Origin of the sequence: Hydrogenophaga sp. YM1 (assembly GCF_016903055.1) — a bacterium.
Lineage (GTDB): Bacteria > Pseudomonadota > Gammaproteobacteria > Burkholderiales > Burkholderiaceae_C > Hydrogenophaga > Hydrogenophaga borbori.
This window is the reverse complement of the sequence record NZ_CP070223.1, coordinates 753202-771926: the sequence shown is the minus strand read 5'-3', so window position 1 is coordinate 771926 and position 18725 is coordinate 753202. Positions and strand designations below refer to the sequence as shown.

The window sequence follows — 18725 nt, the reverse complement described above, 5'->3', positions numbered from 1 at the left end:
CGCCCCACGACAACGGCCCTTCGGGGCCGTTTTTCTTGGGGGGCCGTCAGCGCGGCCCGCGCGGGACCAGGTAGCGTTCGATGAGCCGGGTGTCGCTGTCGGCGCCCTGCCCCGCGCCGCTGGCCTCGTCCAGCAGCGCCTGCACGCCCAGCGCGAGGCGCGGCGCCAGCCCGAGCTGACGCGCGGTGTCGATGGCGATGCCCAGGTCCTTGCGCAAGGTGTCGATGGACACGTGCACCGCGTGATCGCCCACCGCGATGCGCGGCGCGCGCTTGTCGAAGATGCGCGACTGGCCGGCGCTGTTCGACACCACCTCGATGAGCTGCAGCGGCTCCACGCCCGCGCGGTGCGCCAGCGCCATGGCCTCGGCCGTGAGCGCGGCGTGCGCCGCCACCAGCAGCTGGTTGATCATCTTCACGGTGGCGCCCGCGCCGGGCGGGCCCACGTGGTAGACGTGGCGGGTGCAGGCGCGCAGCGCGAAGCCGGCGCGCGCCAAGGCCTCGTCGCTGGCGCCGCAGATCGCCACCAGTTCGCCGCCTTCGGCGCCGGTGGCGCCGCCGCTCACCGGGCCGTCGATCAGCCCAATGCCACGCTCGGCCAGCCGCTCGGCCCAGGCAGCGGCGCAGGCCGGCGGGACCGTGCTACCCAGCCAGACCACGCTGCCCGCCAGCAGGCGCTTGAGGGCGCCGCTGGGTCCTTCGAGCACGCGCTCCACCTGCTGCTGGTCATGCACCATGAGCAGCAGCACCTCGGCGCCTTGCGCGGCGCTGGCCGGCGAGTCGCAGGCCGTGCCACCGCGTTCGCTGAAGCGCGCGAGCGCGGCGGCGTCGATGTCGAAGCCGCTCACCGTGTGGCCGGCCTCCAGCAGGCGCGCCGCCATGGCGCCACCCATGATGCCCAGGCCGATGACGCCCACGCGGCGGCCCGCACCGGCACCGGCACCGGCACCGGCGCTGGGCGGGGCGGTCGGCCGGCCGGCGTCAGGCAATGCGGTCCCCTTTCTTGATCACCGCGGCGCGGCTGTCCACGCCGGGCAGCATCTTCGCCGGGTCGCGCGTGACGATCACGTCGATCACCACCGGCCCCTTGGTGGCCATGGCCTGGCGCAGCGCGCCTTCCAGTTCGCCGGGTTCTTCCACGCGGATGCCGGTGCAGTTGAAGGCTTGCGCGACCTTGGCGAAGTTCACCTCATTCAGGTCCGCGCTGATGTGCTTGCCCGCGCCGTAGACCAGGTGCTGCAAGGCCTTCACGTAGCCGGACGCGGCGTTGTTGACCACGATGACGGTGAAGTCCAGGTTCAGGCGGGCGGCGGTTTCCAGGTCGCCCAGCACCATGCAGAAGCCGCTGTCGCCGGTGAGGCTGAACACCGGGCGGCCCGGCGCGGCCAGCGCGGCGCCGATGGCGCCCGGCAGGCCATAGCCGATGGAGGCGAAGCCGCGGTCGGGCACGAAGCCGCGGCCGGCGCGCTTGGTGTCGAACAGTAGGCCGGCCCAGTGCGCGGCGAAACCGCCGTCGGCGACCAGGATGCCGTCCTCCGGCAGCACCTTGTTGATCTCGGTGATCAGGCGCGCGACCGAAATCGGTTTCTCTTCGGAATACAGGCGCCCCGACACCTCCTCGCGCCACTTCGCCATGCGCGCGGGCACGCTCTCGGCCAGCGGCCGCAGGCGGGCCTTGAGCGCGGCGGCGCGCCCGCCGAGCGCGGCCATCAGGTCCTGCAGACCCAGCTTCACGTCGCCCCACAGCATCACCTCGGGCTGCAGGGTGCGGCCGAACTCCTCTGCCACGATGTCGAGGTGGATGACGGTCTTGCCCGGCGCGGGCACGGTGTAGCGCTTGGTGGCGATCTCGCCGAGCTTGCAGCCCACCACCAACACCACGTCGCTCTGCTCGATCAGGCCGTTGGCGATGCGGTCGTAGCGACCGAACAGGCCAGCGCTCAAGGGATCGACGCAGGGGATGGCGCCCTTGCCGGTGAGGGTGTGCGCCACCGGGATGTTCGTGGCCCGCGCGAAGTCGGTCAGCGCCTGCGCCGCGCCCGACAGGTGAACGCCGCCACCGGCCAGCACGATGGGCTGCTTCGCGTTCGCCAGCAGGTCGGCCGCGCGCGCCACCGCCTCGCCGTCGGGCCGCGAGCGCAGCGCGGGTGCGGCCTCGTAGGCCGGGTTCACCACGAAATCGGCCTCGCTGAAGTCGCAGGTGTCGTGCATCAGGTCCTCGGGCACGTCCACCACCACGGGACCGGGGCGGCCGGTGGTGGCCACGGCGAAGGCGCGGCGCATCAGCTCGGGGATGCGCTTGATGGACTCGACGCGGATCAACTCCTTGCACATGGGGCGCAGCGCGTCCACCTGGCGGCTCTCCTGCGTCATGTTCTTCCAGGAGTGGTCGCGGTGCGTATCGCCCACCACGCAGACCAGGGGCGAGCCGGCGTTCAGCGCCTCGGCCAGCGCGGTGAGCATGTTGGTGGCGCCGGGGCCCACGGTGGCGTCGGCCAGGCCCACGCGGCCGCTGACCTTGGCGTAGGCGTCGGCCACGAAGACAGCGTTGCGCTCGTCGTGGATGAGGTGGTGCGGCAGGCCCAGTTCGCGCGCGGCCTCGTAGAGCGGCAGCACCTGGAAGCCACCCATGCCGAACATGGGGCCGCCGCCGAAGGCGCGGATCATGCGGGCGATGGCGGCGCCACCGGACATCGTCAGGGTGGCGGGAGAAGCGGAAGAAGCGGTGGACATTCGGACAACTCAGAAGGTGGACGGCCGCGCGCGGTGGAATGCCGTGGCGGACTGGAAGGCCACGCCGGCGCGCAGCAGGCGCGCCTCGTGGAAGGCGGGCGCCACGAGCTGCAGCGACACCGGCAGACCCTCGGGCGAGAGGCCGCAGGGCAGCGCGATGGCGCTCAGGCCGTGGTAGCCGACGAAGCGCGTGAGCCGGCTGGGCGCGAGATCGGCTTCGTCGATCGTGGCCAGCGGCCGCGCGGTGACGGGCAGCGTGGGCAGCACCAGCAGGTCGGTGTGTTCGAACACGCGGGCGAAATCGCGCACGCGGCGCTGGCGCTCGCGCAGCGCGGCGGCGTAGCGCGGCGCGGCGATGGCGCCGCCGCTCAGCAGCCGCGCGCGCGCGGCGGCGTCGCCCGGCGGCGGCGAGCCGGCGAGCAGGTGGCCGTGCTCGGCGTAGGCCTCGCTGGAGATGATCACGCCGGTCTCGGCCTGGTCGGCGACGAAGTCGATGCGGGCGAAGGCCTCGTCGCGGCGCAGGCAGCCCAGCGAGAGCAGCACGCGAACCGCCTCGTCCACCGCCTGGGCGATGGCGGGCTCGACGGCACCGAGCACGCCGGCCGGTGCAACGCTGATGCGCAGGCCGGCAATGGGCTCGCCCAGGCGCGAGAGAAAGTCCTCCGGCGCGTGCGCGAGCGTGGCGGGGTCGCGCGGGTCGGGGCCGTGCATGGCTTGCAACAGCAGGGCCGCGTCCTCGGCCGTCCAGGCCATGGGGCCCACGGTGTCCAGGGTGTGGCTCACCAGCTCGACGCCGAAGTTGCTCACCCGGCCCTGCGTGGTCTTCAAGCCGGTGAGGCCGCAGAAGGCCGAGGGAATGCGCACCGACCCCCCCGTGTCGGTGCCGATGGCACCGGCCGCGAGGCCGGCCGACACCGCCACGCCCGAGCCGCTGCTGGAGCCGCCGACGCAGCGCTCGACCGCGCCGTCCCAGGGGTTCACCGGCGAACGCAGGCCCTGGTTGGTGCCCCAGCCGCCGTAGGCGAATTCCACCAGGTTGGCCTTGCCCAGCACCACCGCGCCCGCGCCCATGAGGCGCGCGGCCACGGTGGAGGTGAGCTCGCTCGGCGCCCGGTCCGCGAACACGGTGGAGCCGGCCGTGGTGCGCCGGCCTTCGATGTGCAGCAGGTCCTTGAGCGCCAGCGGCACGCCTTCCAGCGGCCCCACGGGCAGGCCGCTGGCCAGGCGCTGCTCGCTGGCCCGCGCCTGCGCCAGCGCGCCCTCGGCGTAGACCTCGAGGTAAGCGTGCAGGTGGCTGTTGCGCGCCGCGATGCGGTCCAGGTAGGCGCGCGTCACCTCCACCGGCGACAGCGCGCGGCGCAGGTAGGCCGCGCGCAGCTCGGTCGCGCCCAGGCGCAGCGGATCGCCCATCACAGCACCCCGGTCACGATCTGCGGGAAGGCGATCATCAGGCCGATCAGCCCCAGCTCCATGAGGATGAAGGGAATCACGCCACGGAAGATCTCGCCCAACTTGAGGCCCGGCACCGAGCCCTGCACCACGAACACGTTGATGCCCACCGGCGGGGTCACCGCGCCGACCTCCACCAGCTTGGTCACGAAGATGCCGAACAGCACCGGGTGGATGCCGGCCGCTTCGATGATGGGGAACACCACCGGCATGGTGATGAAGATCATCGAGATGCCATCGATCAGGCAGCCCAGGATCAGGTAGGGAACGATCAGCAGCAACAGGAGCACGGCCGGCGAGAGGTTCAGGCCCGTCACGGCCTCGGCCAGCACCGTGGGCAGCTGCGTGGTGCCCAGGGCCACGCTGAACACGGCCGAGGCGATCATCAGCAGGAAGATGGAGGCGGTGCTGGAGCCGGTTTCCACCAGGCCCTTCCAGATCGTGCCCTTCTGCCCCTTGCGCAACAGCGCGAAGACCAGCGCCAGCGCGGCGCCGATGCCGGCCGCCTCGGTGGCCGTGGCCACGCCGGTGTAGATGCAGCCGATCACCACCAGGAACAGCACCACCACCTCCCACGCGGCCGCCGTGGCCTTGGCGCGCTCGCCCCACGTGGCCTTGGGAATGCGCGTGCGCTTCACCAGCTCGGGGTCGCGCCGCACCATGAAGTAGATGCCGAAGGCGTAGACGATGGCGGTGAGGATGCCGGGGATCAGCGCGCCGATGAACAGGTCGCTCACCGACACATTGGTCGCGATCGAGTAGATCACCAGGATGCCGCTGGGCGGGATCAAAATGCCCAGCGCGCCCGCGATGGCCACGGGGCCCGCGGCCAGGCGCTGGTTGTAGCCGGCGCGCAGCATCTCGGGCACGGTCACCTTGGAGATGGTCGCGGCCGTGGCCACGCTGGAGCCGCACACCGTGGCGAAGCCCGCGCAGGCGAACACGGTGGCGATGGGCAGGCCGCCGGCGATGTGGCCGACCCAGGCCTTGGCGGCCTTGTACGCCTTGTCCGAGAGCCCGGCGGAGAACGCGAAGTGCCCCATCAGGATGAACAGCGGAATGACGATCAGCGCCAGGTTGGCCACGCTGGTATAGGGCAGGCTTTCCAGCAGGAACTCGGTGCCGCGCACGCCGCGGATGGCGAACAGGCCGGAGGCGCCCACGGCCAGCAGGCTCAAGGCCACGGGGATGCCCAGGGCCAGCAGAACAATCACGCCGGCCACCATCAGGTAGCCGATTTCCAAGGGGGTCATGGTGCTTCGCCTGCGTGGTCGGGCGCGCCTTCGTGGCCGCCGTCGGGGAGGTATTGCGGGGTGGTCAAGGCATCGACCAGGTCCATGAGGAACTGCACGGTGAGCAGCAGCAGGCCCAGCGCCACCACGATCTTGGCGGGCCAGATCGGGTACTCGATCACCGCGTAGGACTGCTCCAGGCTCAGGGTGGAGTCGATCGCGCCCTTGCTGGCGTACCAGGTGAAGACGCCGCACACCAGGGCCGACAGCGCGAAGCGCAGCACCCAGACCCAGCGCTGCGCGTCGCGGCCGATCAGGGTGTCGAGCACGCCGACGTGGAAGTGCTCCTTGCGCACCTGGGCCGAGCCCAGCGCGAGGTAGACGATGAGCACCAGCAGGAAGATGCCCGTCTCGGCCATGCCGTAGACGGCCTCGCCCAGGAAACTGCGCGAGAACAGGTCGGGCACCACGGTGAGCATCAGCAGCGCGGTGCCCGCGCCGGCGATGACGCCCAGCGCCAGACTGAGGCGCCGGATCGCGCCTGAAAGGGGTGAGAACACGGAGGGGTCTCCCGGCCCCCGCGCCGCTGGGCGCGCGAGGGCCACCAGGGGATGGGAATTACTTCTTGCTCAGGCGGTCGAAGCCGGTCACGTAGGGGTGCTGCGCTTCGTACTTGCGGGTCAGCGCGGTGAACTTGTCGACCAGCTGCTGCGGCTCCTTGTAGTAGCGGCGCGCCATGTCGGCCCACTTCTTCTGCACCTCGGGGCGCGCCACGTCCTGCCAGCGCTTGACCTCGGCCTCGTCCATGGGCACGTAGGTCATCTTGGTGGCGGCGCGCGCCTGTTCCACGGCCTTGTTCATCTCGCCCTCGTAGGCCGCGAAGTACTTGCCCGGCACCTCGGCCGCCACCTCTTCCATCACCTTCTGCGTGGCGGGGTCGAGCGACTTCCAGGTGTCCAGGTTGATGGACCAGGTGACCGGCGTGTACACGCCCATGCGGCCGGCGTTGGACGCGTAGGGCGCCATGTCGTAGACCTTGGTGATGACGGCCTGGTTGAAGGGCGTGCCACTCACGCCTTCGGCGCCGCCGCGCTGAACCAGCTCCAGCGCTTCCACCCAGGGGATGCTGATGGGCGTGCCGCCCAGGGCCTTGATGCCGTCGGCCACGCCGATGATGGCGCGGATGCGCGAGCCCTTGAGGTCGGCCGCGGTGCGGATGGGCTTGTTGGTCCACAGCGAGTTCTCGCCGGACGCCAGGGCCCACAGCAGCTTCTGGTTGTTGCGCTGGTACTCCTGCTGCAGCTCGGGCGTGGTGTCCATCAGCTCCTTGAAGGCGTAGGTCACCGCGATCGGGTTCTCCGAGATGAAGGGCATGACCACGCCGGTGAGCGGGAACTCGCGCGGGTTGAAGGCAGCGGGCACGGCGGCGCCGACGTCGGCCGCGCCCTTGGCCAGGCCGGTGCTCATCTCGGCCGTCTTGAGCAGGGTGCCGCCGTAGTAGGGCTGGAAGGTGACCTTGCCCTGGGTGCGCTTGGTGACCTCGTCCATGAAGTACTTCGCCGACATCTCATAGAACTCGCTGGAGCCGTAGAAGGTGGCGTAGGTGAGCTTGCGCGGCTGCTGGGCGGCGGCGCCGAGGGCGGTGAGGGCGCAGGCGGCGATCAGCGCGCCCTTGAAGAATCGTCCGAAGGTGTTCATGCAGGTCTTCTTCCAGGTCAGGGTTGCGGGAGGGGTGAGGGAAAGCGAGGCGATCGGTCGAGCCGGTCAATCGAACAGGTCGGGCTCGGCGCGCGCGACGGCGTCGTAGATCGGCTGGAAATGCAGCCAGGCCGCCAGCGGCGTGGCCAGGTGTTTGGCCGAGTGCGCGGCGGCCTCCGGCGAGATGAGCTTGAGCGGGTGGCCGGTGGCCTCGGCCTTGAGCTGGATCTCGCAGGCGCGCTCCATGGCGATGAACCACCAGGCGGCCTCGTCCACGCTCTCGCGGCCCACGGTGAACAGGCCGTGGTTCTGGTGGATGACGGCCTTGTTGTCGCCGAAGGCGGCGGCCACGGCCTGGCCGGCCTCGCGCTCCACCACCACGGCGCCGGCCTGTTCGGTGATGACCGCGTGGTCGTTGTAGAAGCCGGCGGCCGTCTGCGTGATCGGGTCCAGCGGGCGGCCCAGCGCGGCCCAGGCCATGCCGTTGGCGGTGTGCATGTGGCACGAGGCCAGCACGTGCGGGTGCTGCCGGTGGATGGCCGAGTGCAGCACGAAACCGGCCTGGTTCACGGCCCAGCCGCCTTCGAGCACCGTGCCGTCGTGGTCGACCAGCAGCAGGTCGGACACGCGCACGCGGCCGAAGTCCATGGCGAAGGGGTTGGTCCAGAAGCGGTCGGGGAACTCCGGGTCGCGCACCGTCACGTGGCCGGCGAAGCCGTATTCGTAGCGGTAGCGCGCGAACACGCGGCACACGGCGGCCAGGCGCTGCTTGCGGTGCAGGCGCTCTTCTTCCAGGGTCTTGAAGACCGGCGGCCGCGGAAAGTACAGGCCCTGCTGGGACGGTTGGTAAACGGACGCCTTGGCGGCGGCGGTCGGAGGGGTCATGTCCATGCGGGAGGCCTTGTGGAGAGAAGGGCGGCGTCAGCCGCGCGCGATCGGGAACGAGCGCGCGCCGATGCGCAGCCAGTCGTTGACGTGGAAGTAGAGGAAGCGCGCGCCGCGCGCCATCCATTGCTCGGCGTCGCCCGGCTTGACCATGGTCCCGACGGCGCGCCCGGCCGCGCGGCTGCGCTGCAGGATGTCGTCGACCGCCGCCTGCACGGGCGCCGCGGCGTAGTCGCCGCGATGGCCCATGCTGCGGGAGAGGTCCACCGGGCCGATGAAGTGCGCGTCGATGCCGTCGACGGCGAGGAAATCGTCCAGGTTGGCGTGCGCGGCGGCGCTTTCGATCTGCACCACGAACAGCTTGTCGTCGGCGTCGTGCGGGTGGCAGTAGCGCAGCACCTCCAGCGCGGCGCGCGCCTGCTCGGCGGTGTCCAGGCGCGGCACGATGAGGCCGTCGATGCCGCGCAGCAGCATGCGCTCGATGACCCAGGGCTCGGGCGAGAACAGGCGCACCAGCACGCACAGGCCGCTCAGGCGCGCGGCGCGCGCCATGTCCTCGATGCGCTCGAAGTCGGGGCTGCCCTGCTCGGCGTCCAGCATCACGGCGTCCACACCCAGCTCGGGCCGGGCCAGGAACTCCACCAGGCCGGCGTTGGCGTAGTCGGCGTTGATCACGGCCACCGGCCGGTCCTCGCGCAAAGCCTGCTTGAAGCGCTGCGCCGCCTTCACAGGACGGCCCTCCGCGCGGCGCACCGCGGGGCTGCGCGCCGGGTGAGTTGGCCGGCGGCGCTCATCGGGGCGCCTCCGGGGCGGGCGCCACGCCCAGGGCCTGCTCGAGCGCGCGCGCCTCGCGCATCAGCAGCGCCACGACGGAGGCGCGCCGCTCGGGCCGCATGCGGCTGGTGATGGTGGCGATGGACAGCGCCGCCGCCGGACGGCCCGCCACGTCGCGCACGGTGACGCCGATGGCGGCCATCTCGGGCAGCATCTTGCCGTCGTTGAGCGAGTGGCCCTGCTCGCGCGTCTGGCGCACCATGGCGCGCAGGTTGACCGGGTCGAAGTTGGCGTGCGGCGCGAGCTTCTCGCGGTTGCGCGCGATCACCTGCTCGACCTCGGCGTCGGGCAGCGCGGCCAGCAAGGCCAGGCTGCCGGCGCCCAGGCCCAGCGGGCGGTAGTCGCCCACCTCCAGCGTGAGCGTGCGGATCGGGAAGGAGCCGGTCTGGCGCGCCACGCACAGCGCGCTGTCGCCGGCGCGCAGCGAGAGGTAGACCGTGTCGCCGGTCTCCTCGGCCAGCAGGGCCATGCCGGGCTGGGCCAACTGCACCAGGTCGAAGCGCGCGGCCGAGGCCAGGCCCATGCGGTAGAGCTTGAGGCCGGGGAAGAACAGGCGCGTCTTCTCGTCGTAGTCCACCAGGCCCAGCTTGCGCAGGCCGTTGAGCAGGCGGTGCGCCGTGGGCTTGGACAGGCGCGCCCGTTCGGCCAGCGCGCCCAGCGCGGCGCCGGACGCAGCGTGGTTCACCACCTCTTCCAGCAGGCCAATGGCCCGGTCCAGGCTTTGCGTGAGCGAGGCCTGCGGGCTGGCGGTGTCGTGGTCGGATTCGGCGACTGCGGGCATTGGGACGTCCTTTCGTCTCATTAAATGAAACGAAAGCTTATTCGATTTCAGGCGGCGGACTATGCATACCATTTAACGGTATGTCAACAACATTAAATGAGATAGAGTGAAAGACGGTCCCCCACCCGACGTCCACCCAAGAGGAGCGCCCGTGTCCGATCCCGAGACCCCCCTTTTCCCGTCCAGCCTGGGCAGCGCCGTGCAGGAAACGCGCCGCGCGCTGGACCGCATTGAGCGACTGAACCCCTCGATCAACGCCATGATCTGCACCACCGCCGAGCCCGCGCTGCGCACGGCCGAGGCGCTGGACCGCGCGGCGGCCGCCGGCGAATGGCGCGGCCTGCTGCACGGCATGACCGTCAGCGTGAAGGACAACGTGGACCTGGCCGGCGTGCCCACCACCGCGGCCTCGGTCATCCTGAAAGACAACATCGCGCGCACCAACGCCTTCGTGGTGGACCGCCTGGTGCGCAACGGCGCGGTGATCGTGGGCAAGGCCAACCTGCACGAATGGGTGTTCGGCCCGACCAGCCAGAGCCTGCATTTCGGCCCGGTGCGCAACCCCTGGAACACCGGCCACATCGCCGGCGGCTCCAGCGGCGGCTCGGGTGCCTCGGTGGCGGCCGGCATGTGCGTGGCCTCCATCGGCAGCGACACGGCCGGCTCCATCCGCCTGCCGGCCTCGTTCAACGGCGTGGCCGGCCTGCGGCCCACGGTGGGGCGCATCTCCACCACCGGCTCGCTGCCCGTGAGCCCGCCCTTCGACACCCTGGGTCCGCTGGCGCGCCGCGTGAGCGACGTGGCGCGCGTGTTCGCCGCCATCGCCGGCCACGACCCGCGCGACCCCCTGTCGGCCGACGTGCCGGTGCCGAACTTCCTGGCCCAGCTCAACGAGCCGGTGCGCGGCCTGCGCCTGGGCATCCAGCGGCGCTGGTTCTACGAGGACCTCGACCCCGACATCGCCGCCGCCATGGAGCGCGCCCTGGACGTGTTCCGCTCGCTGGGCGTGGAGCTGGTGGACATCGACCTCGGCGACGTGCAGAACGCGCAGCAGATGCTCACCTTCACCATGATCCCCGCCGACGCCATGCGCCTGCACCGCGAGCGCATCGCCGAGCGCGCGGCCGACTACGGCGCCGACGTGCTCATGCGCATGCGCCTGGGCGAGAACGTCAGCGGCGAGCAGTACGCGCAGGCCATGCGCTGGATGGAGGGCTGGCGCCACCGCCTGCGCGGGGTGTTCCAGCGCGTGGACGCGATCCTCTCGCCCACCACGCCGGCCACCGCGCCCGCCGCACAGGGCCTGGATTTCGCGCAGGCGATCCGGCGCATCCCGCGCTTCAGCTGCGCCTGGCCCATCGCCGGCATCCCCAGCCTGGCCGTGCCCTGCGGGCTGAGCGGCGAAGGCCTGCCCATGTCGCTGGAACTGGCCGCCGGCTGGTACAACGAGCCCACCCTCCTGCGCCTGGGGCACGCCTACCAGTCCCTCACCGACCACCACCTGCGCGCCGCGCCCGTCCTGCATGCTTGACGTCAGCTTCGACCCCACCCACAGCGGCCCGCTGCGCGGCCTGCGCGTGCTCGACCTCTCGCGCCTGGTCGCGGGCAACATGCTGTCGCTGCAACTGGCCGACTTCGGCGCCGAGGTCATCAAGGTGGAAGACCCGGACGGCGGCGACACCCTGCGCCAGTGGCGCGAGCGCGGGCCGGAGCACCCCGAGGGCGTGCCGGTCTGGTGGAAGGTCTACGCGCGCAACAAGAAGAGCCTGGCCATCGACCTGCGCAGCGAGCCCGGGCGCGCGGCGCTGCGCACGCTGGCCGCCGGCGCCCAGGTGCTGATCGAGAGCTTCCGGCCCGGCACGCTGGAGAAGATGGGCTTCGCGCCCGAGGCGCTGCTGGCGCTCAACCCGAAGCTGGTGATCGTTCGGCTCACCGGCTGGGGCCAGACCGGCCCCTACCACCAGCAGCCTGGTTTCGGCAGCCTGGTGGAGGCCATGTCCGGCTTCGCGGCCAAGAACGGCGCGCCCGAGGCGCCGCCCATGCTGCCCAACATGGCCCTGGCCGACATGGTGGCCGGCCTGTACGGCGCCTTCGCCGTGGCCGCCGCCGTGCGCGAGGTCGAAACGAACGGTGGCGCCGGCCAGGTCATCGACCTGTCGCTGCTGGAGCCGCTGCTGTCCATCATGGGCCCCGACGCCGCCGCCCACCACGTCAGCGGCCAGGTGCCCGCGCGCACCGGCAACCGCACCTCCATCACCGCGCCGCGCAACATCTACCGCACCAAGGGCGGCGACTGGGTAGCCCTGTCCGCCTCCACCCAGGGCATGACCGAGCGCCTGCTGCGCGCCATCGGCCGCGCCGAGCTGATCGACGATCCGCGCTTCCGGACCAACGCCGACCGGCTGGCCCACGTGGACGCGCTGGACGCCGTGGTCGGCGGCTTCATCGGCGAGCGCACGCTGGAAGACAACCTCGCCTTCTTCCGCGAACGCGAGGTCACCGTGGGCCCGGTTTACGACATCGCCCAGATCGTGACCGACCCGCACGTGGTGGCGCGCGGCATCGTGGTGCGCGCGCCCGACGCCGACACCGGCTCGCTGCCCATGCACGCCGTCGTGCCGCGCCTGTCGCGCACGCCCGGCGGGCTGGCGCGGCCGGCGCCGCGCCTGGGCGAGCACACGCTGGAGCTGCTGCGCGGCGCCGGCCTGAGCGAAGCGGCCATCCAGGAACTCATCGACAGCAAGCTCATCGCCCCATGAAACTCGAACAAGCCCACGCGCTGCGCTCGCAGCTCTTCGTGCCCGCCCTGTCGGAGCGCTTCGTCGACAAGGCGCACCAGCGCGGCGCCGACGCCATCATCGTGGACCTGGAGGACGCCATCGCGCCCGAGGCCAAGGCCGAGGCGCGGCGCGCGCTGCCCGGCGTGGTGCGGCGCATCGCCGCGCACGGCGTGCCGGTGTTCGTGCGGGTCAACAACGACCCCGGCCTGCTGGGCGACGACCTCGAGGCCGCGCTGGCCACGCCGCTGGCCGGCGTCTTCCTGCCCAAGGCCGAGGACCCGGCGCAGGTGGGCGCCGTGGCCGCGCGCCTGCGCCCGGCCGGCGCGGGCCTGGTGCTGCTGCTGGAGACGCCGCCGGCGGTGCTGCGCGCGGCCGAGCTCGCGGCCTGTTGCCCGGACGAGGTGATCGGCGTGGTCTTCGGCAGCGAGGACTACGCCAACGCCCTGGGCGTGGTGCCGACCATGGAGTCCATGCAATACGCCGCGCACGCCGTGGCGCTGGCCGCGCGCGCCCACGGCCGCGCGGCCTGGGGCGTGGTCGGCAGCCTGGCCGAGTTCGGCGACCTGGCGTTGCTGGGCCGCATGGCGCGCGCGGCGCGGCACGCGGGCTTCACCGGCGCGCTGGCCATCCACCCGACGCAGGTGCCCGTGTTCAACGAGGCCTTCGGTGCCAACGAACAGGAGCTCAGCGACGCCGCGGCCATCGTGGCCGCCTTCGAGCGCGCCCTGTCCGAGGGCCGAGGGGCCGTGCAGCACCAGGGCCGCATGCTGGACAAGCCCATCGTGGAACGGGCGCGGCGGCTGATGGCGCGGGCGGGCCGCTGAACCGCGCGGCGCGGACAATGGCGGGCCCGTTCAACGACCCGCACACACCCCGCCATGAAAACCCAGTACTACGTCGCCAGCTCGCTCGACGGCTTCATCGCCGACACCCAACATTCCCTGGACTGGCTGTTCCAGTTGGGCCAGGCGGCGGACGCCGACATCGGCACCTTCCTGGCCGGCGTGGGCGCGCTCGCCATGGGCTCATCCACCTACGAATGGATGCTGCGCCACCACGTCAAGCCCGGCCAGCCCGACGCCCAGCCCTGGCCCTACGCGCAACCCTGCTGGGTGTTCAGCTCGCGCGAACTGCCCACGGTGACGGGCGCCGACATCCGCTTCGCGCGCGGCGACGTGCGCGCGGTGCACGCCGAGATGGCCGCCGCCGCGAACGGGCGCAACCTCTGGGTCATGGGCGGCGGAGAACTCGTCGGCCAGTTCCACGACCACGGGCTGCTGGACGAACTCATCGTCACCATCGGCTCCGTCACGCTGGGCGCGGGCGCGCCACTGCTGCCGCGGCGCATCGTCACGCCACCGCTGCGCCTGTTGGAAGCCAAGGCCTTCGGCACCGGCTTCGCGCAACTGCGCTACGAAGTGGTGAAGGCTTGACACCCGCCGCGCCCCAGGCATCCGTCACATCCGGTCACATCTCGGGCCTGCGCTATTCTGCGATTCGGCACCAATGCCGTCGGATGGGACGATGACCACATTTGCTTCCTCGCTGAAGAAGGAAATCGCGCGCGTCGCGCGCAAGGAGTTGCGCGAGGAGCTGGACGCTCTGCGCAAGGCCAGCGCCAGCCACCGCAGCGAGATCGCCGCGCTCAAGCGCCAGGTGCGCGAACTGCAGGTGGCGCTGCGCCAGACCAGCCGGCGCGCCGACAAGGCCCTGCACACCGTCGCGCCCGACGCGCCGGCCGAGGCGCCCCAGCGCGGGCGCCGCGCGGTGTTCAGCGCCGAGCGCCTGAAGGCCCAGCGCGAACGCCTGGGCCTCACGCAAAAGGAAATGGCCGCCTACCTCGGCACCTCCACGCTGTCGGTGTGGAAGTGGGAAACCGGCCAGGTGACGCCGCGCGCGCGCTTCCTGCCGGCCATCCTGGCGCTGCGCAGCCAGGGCAAGCGTGAGGTGCTCAGGCAGCTGGCCTCATCGAGCGGCGGCGCGGCCGGCTGAACCCGCGCCGCGCGCGGCGCGCCTCTCAGGAAGCCTCGGTGCGCAAAGACACGGGGAAGAACGGGTTGAAGCCGTTCGCCAGCCCCGAAAACCCGTCCACGGCCGAACTCACGCGCTCCAGGGCCCCGTTGTCGGCCAAGTGGGTGTAGCAGGCCATCCATTCGCGCTGCATGTCCGCGGCCGCGGCGCCCAGCTGCTGCCAGTACTGCGTGGCGCTCTCAAGATCGAAGCGCATGAGGTCGGCCTGGATCTGCATGAGCTGCGCGGGCTCGCTGGCCTCCTTGAGCTTTTCCGCCGCGCGCGCGTAGTGCTGCAGCGCCTGGTGCGCCGCTCTCTCCTGGATCTTTCGCATCGCCTCGAAGCCGCGGAACATCGCGCAGGCGCTTTCGGTCGCCAGGCTCAATTGCTGGCGCGGCAGGTCGCTGGCGGCGTTCCAGGCCGCTTCGGGCGTTGCCGCGACCGGCGCGGCGCTGGGGGTGGTGTGGCGTTTGGTGGCCATGGTTGGCTCCTGATCGTTCAAAGGGGGCACAAAGGCGGTGGCCGCCGGGCGCGCGGGGGCGTGCCTCAGGCGGCGACCTCAAGGTGGTCGACCACGCGCGACACGCCGCGGGCGGCGTAGGCGGTGCCGACCGCGGCCTGCCGGTCGGCCAACGACTCCACCGTGCCGCTGAGGGTGACCACGCCGCCCTCCACGTCCACCGCGATGCGCTGGGCTTCGCGCCGGGCATGCCGCTCCAGGGCCGAGGCAATGCCGCGCGAAATCTCGCCGGCGTTGGCGCGTGCCTTGATCGAGATGTCGTTCGTCACGCCGCGCACGCCCACGAGCGGGCGCACCGATTGCTCGGCGCTCGCGCGCTGGTAGGCCCAGTCCAGCTCACCCGAGAGGCGAACCCAGCCCTCCTCGACCTCGACCTTCACCCGGTCGTCGGGCACCAGCGAATGCCAGCGCAAGGCATGCGCCGCGGCCTGCGCGATCTCGCTGTCGGTGCGCGCGTGCCCGGGGGACAGGCGCACCTCCAGGTCGAGCGCGATGCCACGCGCGCCGGCCACGCGGCGCACCGCGCGCTCCACCGCGTGCTTCTGCGCGTAGCTGTCCAGCGTGCCGTTGAGCGTGACGATGCCCGCGCGCACGGCCACGCCGATCTGGGTGGTGTTGATGGCGGGGTCCCAGGCGAGTTCCGCCGCCACGTCCTGCTTCAGTTGCTCGTCCGTTTTCATGAAAACAACTCCTCGTGTCGAATGGGGCCGTCGGCCATGGGGGCCTCGACGGGAGGCCCCAGTCTGGGCCGCGCGCGCGGCCCCTGCATTGATGCGGCGCAAGTTGCGTCCCGCGCCGCGGCCTCGCGCAGATGGGCGGCCAGCTCGACCGCCCAGCGCGCCGCGTTGGGTGGGTGGCCCAGGCAGGCCTGCACCGTGGTGGTGGTGGCGGCCAGCACCTGCGCGTGCTCGGCCCGCCGGTTCAACTCCTGGCACAGCATCGACCAGGGCACCGGGCTCAGCAGCGTGCCCGACCACAGCTGCACGCGATCGCGCCGCCAGGTCTGCGACACGCCCGTGAGCTTGCGCCCGTCCACCAGCACCTCGCCGGGCGAGCGCCCCGCGAAGCAGGCCCAGTGCGGCACCACCGGCCCCTCGTGGCAGATGGCGTCGATGCCGTGGCCGCGCAGCCAGTCGCGGTGCAGCGCCCCAAACCACAGGGCGGCGGCCGCGGGACCCGGCTGCAGCCGCGGGTGACCCGCCGGCAACAGCAGCATGGCGCGCAGCAGCCAGGGCCCCAGCAGCACCGCGCCGCCACCGCTGGCGCGCAGACGGCAGGGCGACAAGGCCTCGGCGCTTTCGCCGCGCTGCGAGCGCCCCAGCGAGAGGCCCGCGTGCGAAGACACCCCGGCCAGCGCCATCGGCATCTGCATGGCTCACCCCCGCGCGAGCCAGCCGATCGCCTGCTCGCGCGCGAAGCTCGCGCCGGACGGCACCAGGATGCGCTCGAGCACGCCGTCCGCCGGCGCGACGATGTCCAGCGTGCTCTTGACGAGCACCGCGCGCGCCACGGCCTGGCCCGCGCTCACCCGCGCGCCTTCGGCCACCAGCCAGCGGTCCAGCAGGGCCTGGACGCCCTCGTCCACGCCGCTCCAGTGGTCGGCCGGCAGGCCCAGCTCCACGCGGCCCCGGGCGATGGTGGTCATGCCGCCGCCTTCAGCTTGGCATCGACCAGCTCGCAGCAGGCCTCGACGATGCGCGTCACCGAGGGGATCACCGCCTGCTCCAGCGGCCGGCTGTAGGGAATGGGCACATCGGGCACCGCCAGCCGGCGCACCGGCGCGGCGAGCGCGATGCGGTCCATGTTCTCGGCCACCACCGCGGCGATCTCGCCCGACAGCCCGAAGCTGAGGTAGTCCTCGTCCACGATCAGCAGCCGCCCGGTCTTGCCGACGGACTGCAGCACGGTCTCGGTGTCCAGCGGCACCAGCGTGCGCAGGTCGATCACCTCGGCCTCGATGCCCTGCGTGTGCAGCGTGCGCGCGGCCAGCAGGGCCTTGTGCACCATCTGGCTCAGCGTCACGATCGTCACGTGCCGGCCTTCGCGCACCACCGCCGCCTGGCCGAAGGGCAGGGTGTAGGCCTCCTCGGGCACGGCGGTGGTGGCGCCTTCGTGGTACTGCATCCAGGGCAAGCCCATGATGCCCTTGTGGAAGAAGACCATCACCGGGTTGTCGTCGCGGATCGCCTGGGTCATCAGTCCCTTGGCGTCGTAGGCGTTGGACGGCACCACCACCTTGAGGCCGGGCATGTGCGCGAAGGTGGCGTACAGGCACTGCGAGTGCTGGGCCGCGTCGCCGTAGCCGCCGCCGATGGCCGTCATCAGCACCACCGGCAGCTTCACCTGCCCGCCCGACATGTAGCGGTTCTTGGCCAGGTGGTTGTAGATCTGGTCCATGCAGACGCCGAAGAAGTCCACGAACATCAGCTCGGCGATCGGTCGCAGGCCGGCGGCGGCGGCGCCGGTGGCCGCGCCGATGAAGGCGCTCTCCGAGATCGGCGTGTCGCGGACGCGCTCGGGGCCGAAGCGGTCCAGCAGGCCGCCGGTGGCGCTGAAGATGCCACCGTAGCGGCCGATGTCTTCGCCCATCGCGAAGACGCGCGGGTCGCGCGCCATTTCCTGGCCGATCGCCTCGGCGATGGCCTGGGCCATGGTGAGGGTGCGCACTGCGCTGGCGGCAGCGCTCTCAGGGGTGCTCATGGTGGGGGTCCTTCCTCGCCGCTCAGGCGAATACGTGGTCCATGGCCTCCGAAGCGGCCGGATACAGGCTGCCCCGCGCGAATTCGAAGGCCGCCGCAACGCGCGCCTCGGCGCGCTGGTGGATGTTGTGGTCCAGGGTGTCGTCCAGCAGCTTGCGCCGCCGCAGCGAAGCGGCCAGGGCGGGGATCGGGTCGTGCTGGCGCAGCTCGCTCACCTCGGTCTTGGGCCGGTAGACCTCGGCGTCGCCCTGGAAGTGGCCGAAGTAGCGGTCGGTCTTCACCTCGATGAGGGTGGCGCCGCCACCGCTGCGCGCGCGCTCCACCGCCTGGGCGGCGGCCTCGTACACCGCGATGGCGTCGTTGTGCTCCACCGCGATGCCCGCGATGCCATACGAACTGGCGCGCTCGGCGTTGGACGCGATGGCCGTGGCCTTGTCCTTGGCCACCGAGATCGCCCAGCGGTTGTCCTCGCACACGAAGACCACCGGCAGGCGCCACAGCCCCGCGAGGTTCAGCGCCTCGTGGAAGGTGCCCTGGTTGGCCGCGCCTTCGCCGAAGAAGGCCACGGCGATGGCCTGGCTGGCGGTGAGCTTGGCCGCGAGCGCCGCCCCGCAGGCCGGCGGCAGGCTGGCGCCCACGATGCCGCTGCAGCTGAAGCGGTGCGCCGGATCGAACAGGTGCATGTGGCCACCCTTGCCGCGCCCCAGGCCGGTGACCTTGCCGAAGATCTCGGCCGTCATGCGGTCCAGCGGCACGCCCTTGGCGATGGCGAAGTGGTGCGGGCGGTGCGTGCCGACCACGGTGTCGGCCTCGCTCAGGTGGGCGCACACGCCCACGGCCACGGGCTCCTGCCCGGCGGCCAGGTGCATCTCGCCGGGCACGGGGCCCGACGCGATGTCGAAGGCCAGGCCTTGCTGGATGTGCGGCGGCAGCTTGCCCTCCAGGTACACCTGGGCCAGGGTCTCTTCGTAGCGCCGGATCACGAGCATGGTCTCGTACATCCAGAGCAGCTTGTCGGGCGACAGTTTGGTCACGGTGGTCTCCGGCTTGTTGAATGGGTGCGATCAATCTAGGCCTGGCGACGAAAGGAAAGTTGACGTGGCGC

20 protein-coding genes are annotated in these 18725 nt (G+C 71.8%); 5 read left to right on the top strand and 15 right to left on the bottom strand.

The genetic code is table 11. From position 1 onward, the window contains the following. Window positions 1-46: 46 nt before the first annotated feature. The 9 genes from JNX00_RS03785 to JNX00_RS03745 form a co-directional block, all read right to left on the bottom strand. Window positions 47-988: an NAD(P)-dependent oxidoreductase gene (locus JNX00_RS03785; protein WP_204744125.1), complete on the bottom strand. Its 942-nt coding sequence runs from the start codon at window positions 986-988 to the stop codon at window positions 47-49. Then, window positions 981-2732 carry a thiamine pyrophosphate-binding protein gene (locus tag JNX00_RS03780; protein ID WP_070401072.1) on the bottom strand — a complete coding sequence of 584 codons (1752 nt, stop codon included), beginning with the start codon at window positions 2730-2732 and terminating at the stop codon, window positions 981-983. Before JNX00_RS03780 ends, JNX00_RS03785 begins: the two co-directional genes overlap by 8 nt. A gap of 9 nt (window positions 2733-2741) precedes the next feature. After that, window positions 2742-4142 carry an amidase gene (locus tag JNX00_RS03775; protein WP_204744124.1) on the bottom strand — a complete coding sequence of 467 codons (1401 nt, stop codon included), beginning with the start codon at window positions 4140-4142 and terminating at the stop codon, window positions 2742-2744. Beyond that, on the bottom strand, window positions 4142-5434 hold the full coding sequence (locus tag JNX00_RS03770) for a TRAP transporter large permease (protein WP_204744123.1): 1293 nt from the start codon (window positions 5432-5434) through the stop codon (window positions 4142-4144). The genes JNX00_RS03775 and JNX00_RS03770 overlap by 1 nt, the downstream gene beginning before the upstream one ends. After that, window positions 5431-5973, bottom strand: a complete 543-nt coding sequence (locus JNX00_RS03765) for a TRAP transporter small permease (RefSeq protein ID WP_204744122.1) — start codon at window positions 5971-5973, stop codon at window positions 5431-5433. The genes JNX00_RS03770 and JNX00_RS03765 overlap by 4 nt, the downstream gene beginning before the upstream one ends. Window positions 5974-6031: 58 nt before the next feature. Beyond that, complete coding sequence (dctP, locus tag JNX00_RS03760) at window positions 6032-7111, bottom strand: TRAP transporter substrate-binding protein DctP (protein WP_204744121.1); 1080 nt, start codon at window positions 7109-7111, stop codon at window positions 6032-6034. Between the two features lie 66 nt (window positions 7112-7177). Beyond that, a complete protein-coding gene (locus JNX00_RS03755; protein ID WP_204744120.1) occupies window positions 7178-8002 on the bottom strand; it encodes a class II aldolase/adducin family protein in 825 nt (274 codons plus the stop codon). Between the two features lie 30 nt (window positions 8003-8032). Further along, window positions 8033-8725, bottom strand: a complete 693-nt coding sequence (locus JNX00_RS03750) for an aldolase/citrate lyase family protein (protein ID WP_204744119.1) — start codon at window positions 8723-8725, stop codon at window positions 8033-8035. A 61-nt stretch (window positions 8726-8786) separates the two neighbouring features. Further along, window positions 8787-9611 (bottom strand): IclR family transcriptional regulator, encoded by an 825-nt coding sequence (locus JNX00_RS03745; RefSeq protein ID WP_204744118.1) that lies wholly within the window; start codon window positions 9609-9611, stop codon window positions 8787-8789. Window positions 9612-9762: 151 nt separating this feature from the next. On the opposite strand from JNX00_RS03745, the gene JNX00_RS03740 reads away from it, so the two are divergent. From JNX00_RS03740 to JNX00_RS03720, 5 genes are all read left to right on the top strand, one after another. Next, window positions 9763-11142: an amidase gene (locus JNX00_RS03740; protein ID WP_204744117.1), complete on the top strand. Its 1380-nt coding sequence runs from the start codon at window positions 9763-9765 to the stop codon at window positions 11140-11142. Next, window positions 11135-12370, top strand: coding sequence for a CoA transferase (locus JNX00_RS03735; RefSeq protein ID WP_070401081.1), 1236 nt, complete (start codon window positions 11135-11137; stop codon window positions 12368-12370). The genes JNX00_RS03740 and JNX00_RS03735 overlap by 8 nt, the downstream gene beginning before the upstream one ends. Further along, the gene (locus JNX00_RS03730; protein WP_204744116.1) at window positions 12367-13215 is read left to right on the top strand and encodes a CoA ester lyase; all 849 of its coding nucleotides are present in this window, start codon (window positions 12367-12369) and stop codon (window positions 13213-13215) included. The genes JNX00_RS03735 and JNX00_RS03730 overlap by 4 nt, the downstream gene beginning before the upstream one ends. A gap of 54 nt (window positions 13216-13269) precedes the next feature. After that, a complete protein-coding gene (locus tag JNX00_RS03725) occupies window positions 13270-13824 on the top strand; it encodes a dihydrofolate reductase family protein (RefSeq protein ID WP_070401083.1) in 555 nt (184 codons plus the stop codon). A 91-nt stretch (window positions 13825-13915) separates the two neighbouring features. Then, window positions 13916-14383 (top strand): helix-turn-helix transcriptional regulator, encoded by a 468-nt coding sequence (locus JNX00_RS03720; RefSeq protein ID WP_204744115.1) that lies wholly within the window; start codon window positions 13916-13918, stop codon window positions 14381-14383. Window positions 14384-14408: 25 nt separating this feature from the next. Here JNX00_RS03720 and JNX00_RS03715 read toward each other — a convergent pair whose 3' ends face one another. The 6 genes from JNX00_RS03715 to JNX00_RS03690 form a co-directional block, all read right to left on the bottom strand. Continuing rightward, window positions 14409-14882, bottom strand: a complete 474-nt coding sequence (locus JNX00_RS03715) for a phasin family protein (protein WP_070401085.1) — start codon at window positions 14880-14882, stop codon at window positions 14409-14411. A gap of 65 nt (window positions 14883-14947) precedes the next feature. Continuing rightward, window positions 14948-15601 carry a BON domain-containing protein gene (locus JNX00_RS03710; protein ID WP_070401086.1) on the bottom strand — a complete coding sequence of 218 codons (654 nt, stop codon included), beginning with the start codon at window positions 15599-15601 and terminating at the stop codon, window positions 14948-14950. Beyond that, complete coding sequence (locus tag JNX00_RS03705; RefSeq protein ID WP_204744114.1) at window positions 15598-16293, bottom strand: hypothetical protein; 696 nt, start codon at window positions 16291-16293, stop codon at window positions 15598-15600. Before JNX00_RS03705 ends, JNX00_RS03710 begins: the two co-directional genes overlap by 4 nt. Window positions 16294-16296: 3 nt before the next feature. Next, the gene (locus JNX00_RS03700; protein ID WP_070401088.1) at window positions 16297-16566 is read right to left on the bottom strand and encodes a lipoyl domain-containing protein; all 270 of its coding nucleotides are present in this window, start codon (window positions 16564-16566) and stop codon (window positions 16297-16299) included. Next, on the bottom strand, window positions 16563-17621 hold the full coding sequence (locus JNX00_RS03695; protein WP_070401089.1) for an alpha-ketoacid dehydrogenase subunit beta: 1059 nt from the start codon (window positions 17619-17621) through the stop codon (window positions 16563-16565). The genes JNX00_RS03700 and JNX00_RS03695 overlap by 4 nt, the downstream gene beginning before the upstream one ends. A 22-nt stretch (window positions 17622-17643) precedes the next feature. Further along, the gene (locus tag JNX00_RS03690) at window positions 17644-18654 is read right to left on the bottom strand and encodes a thiamine pyrophosphate-dependent dehydrogenase E1 component subunit alpha (protein WP_239478253.1); all 1011 of its coding nucleotides are present in this window, start codon (window positions 18652-18654) and stop codon (window positions 17644-17646) included. Between the last annotated feature and the right edge of the window lie 71 nt (window positions 18655-18725).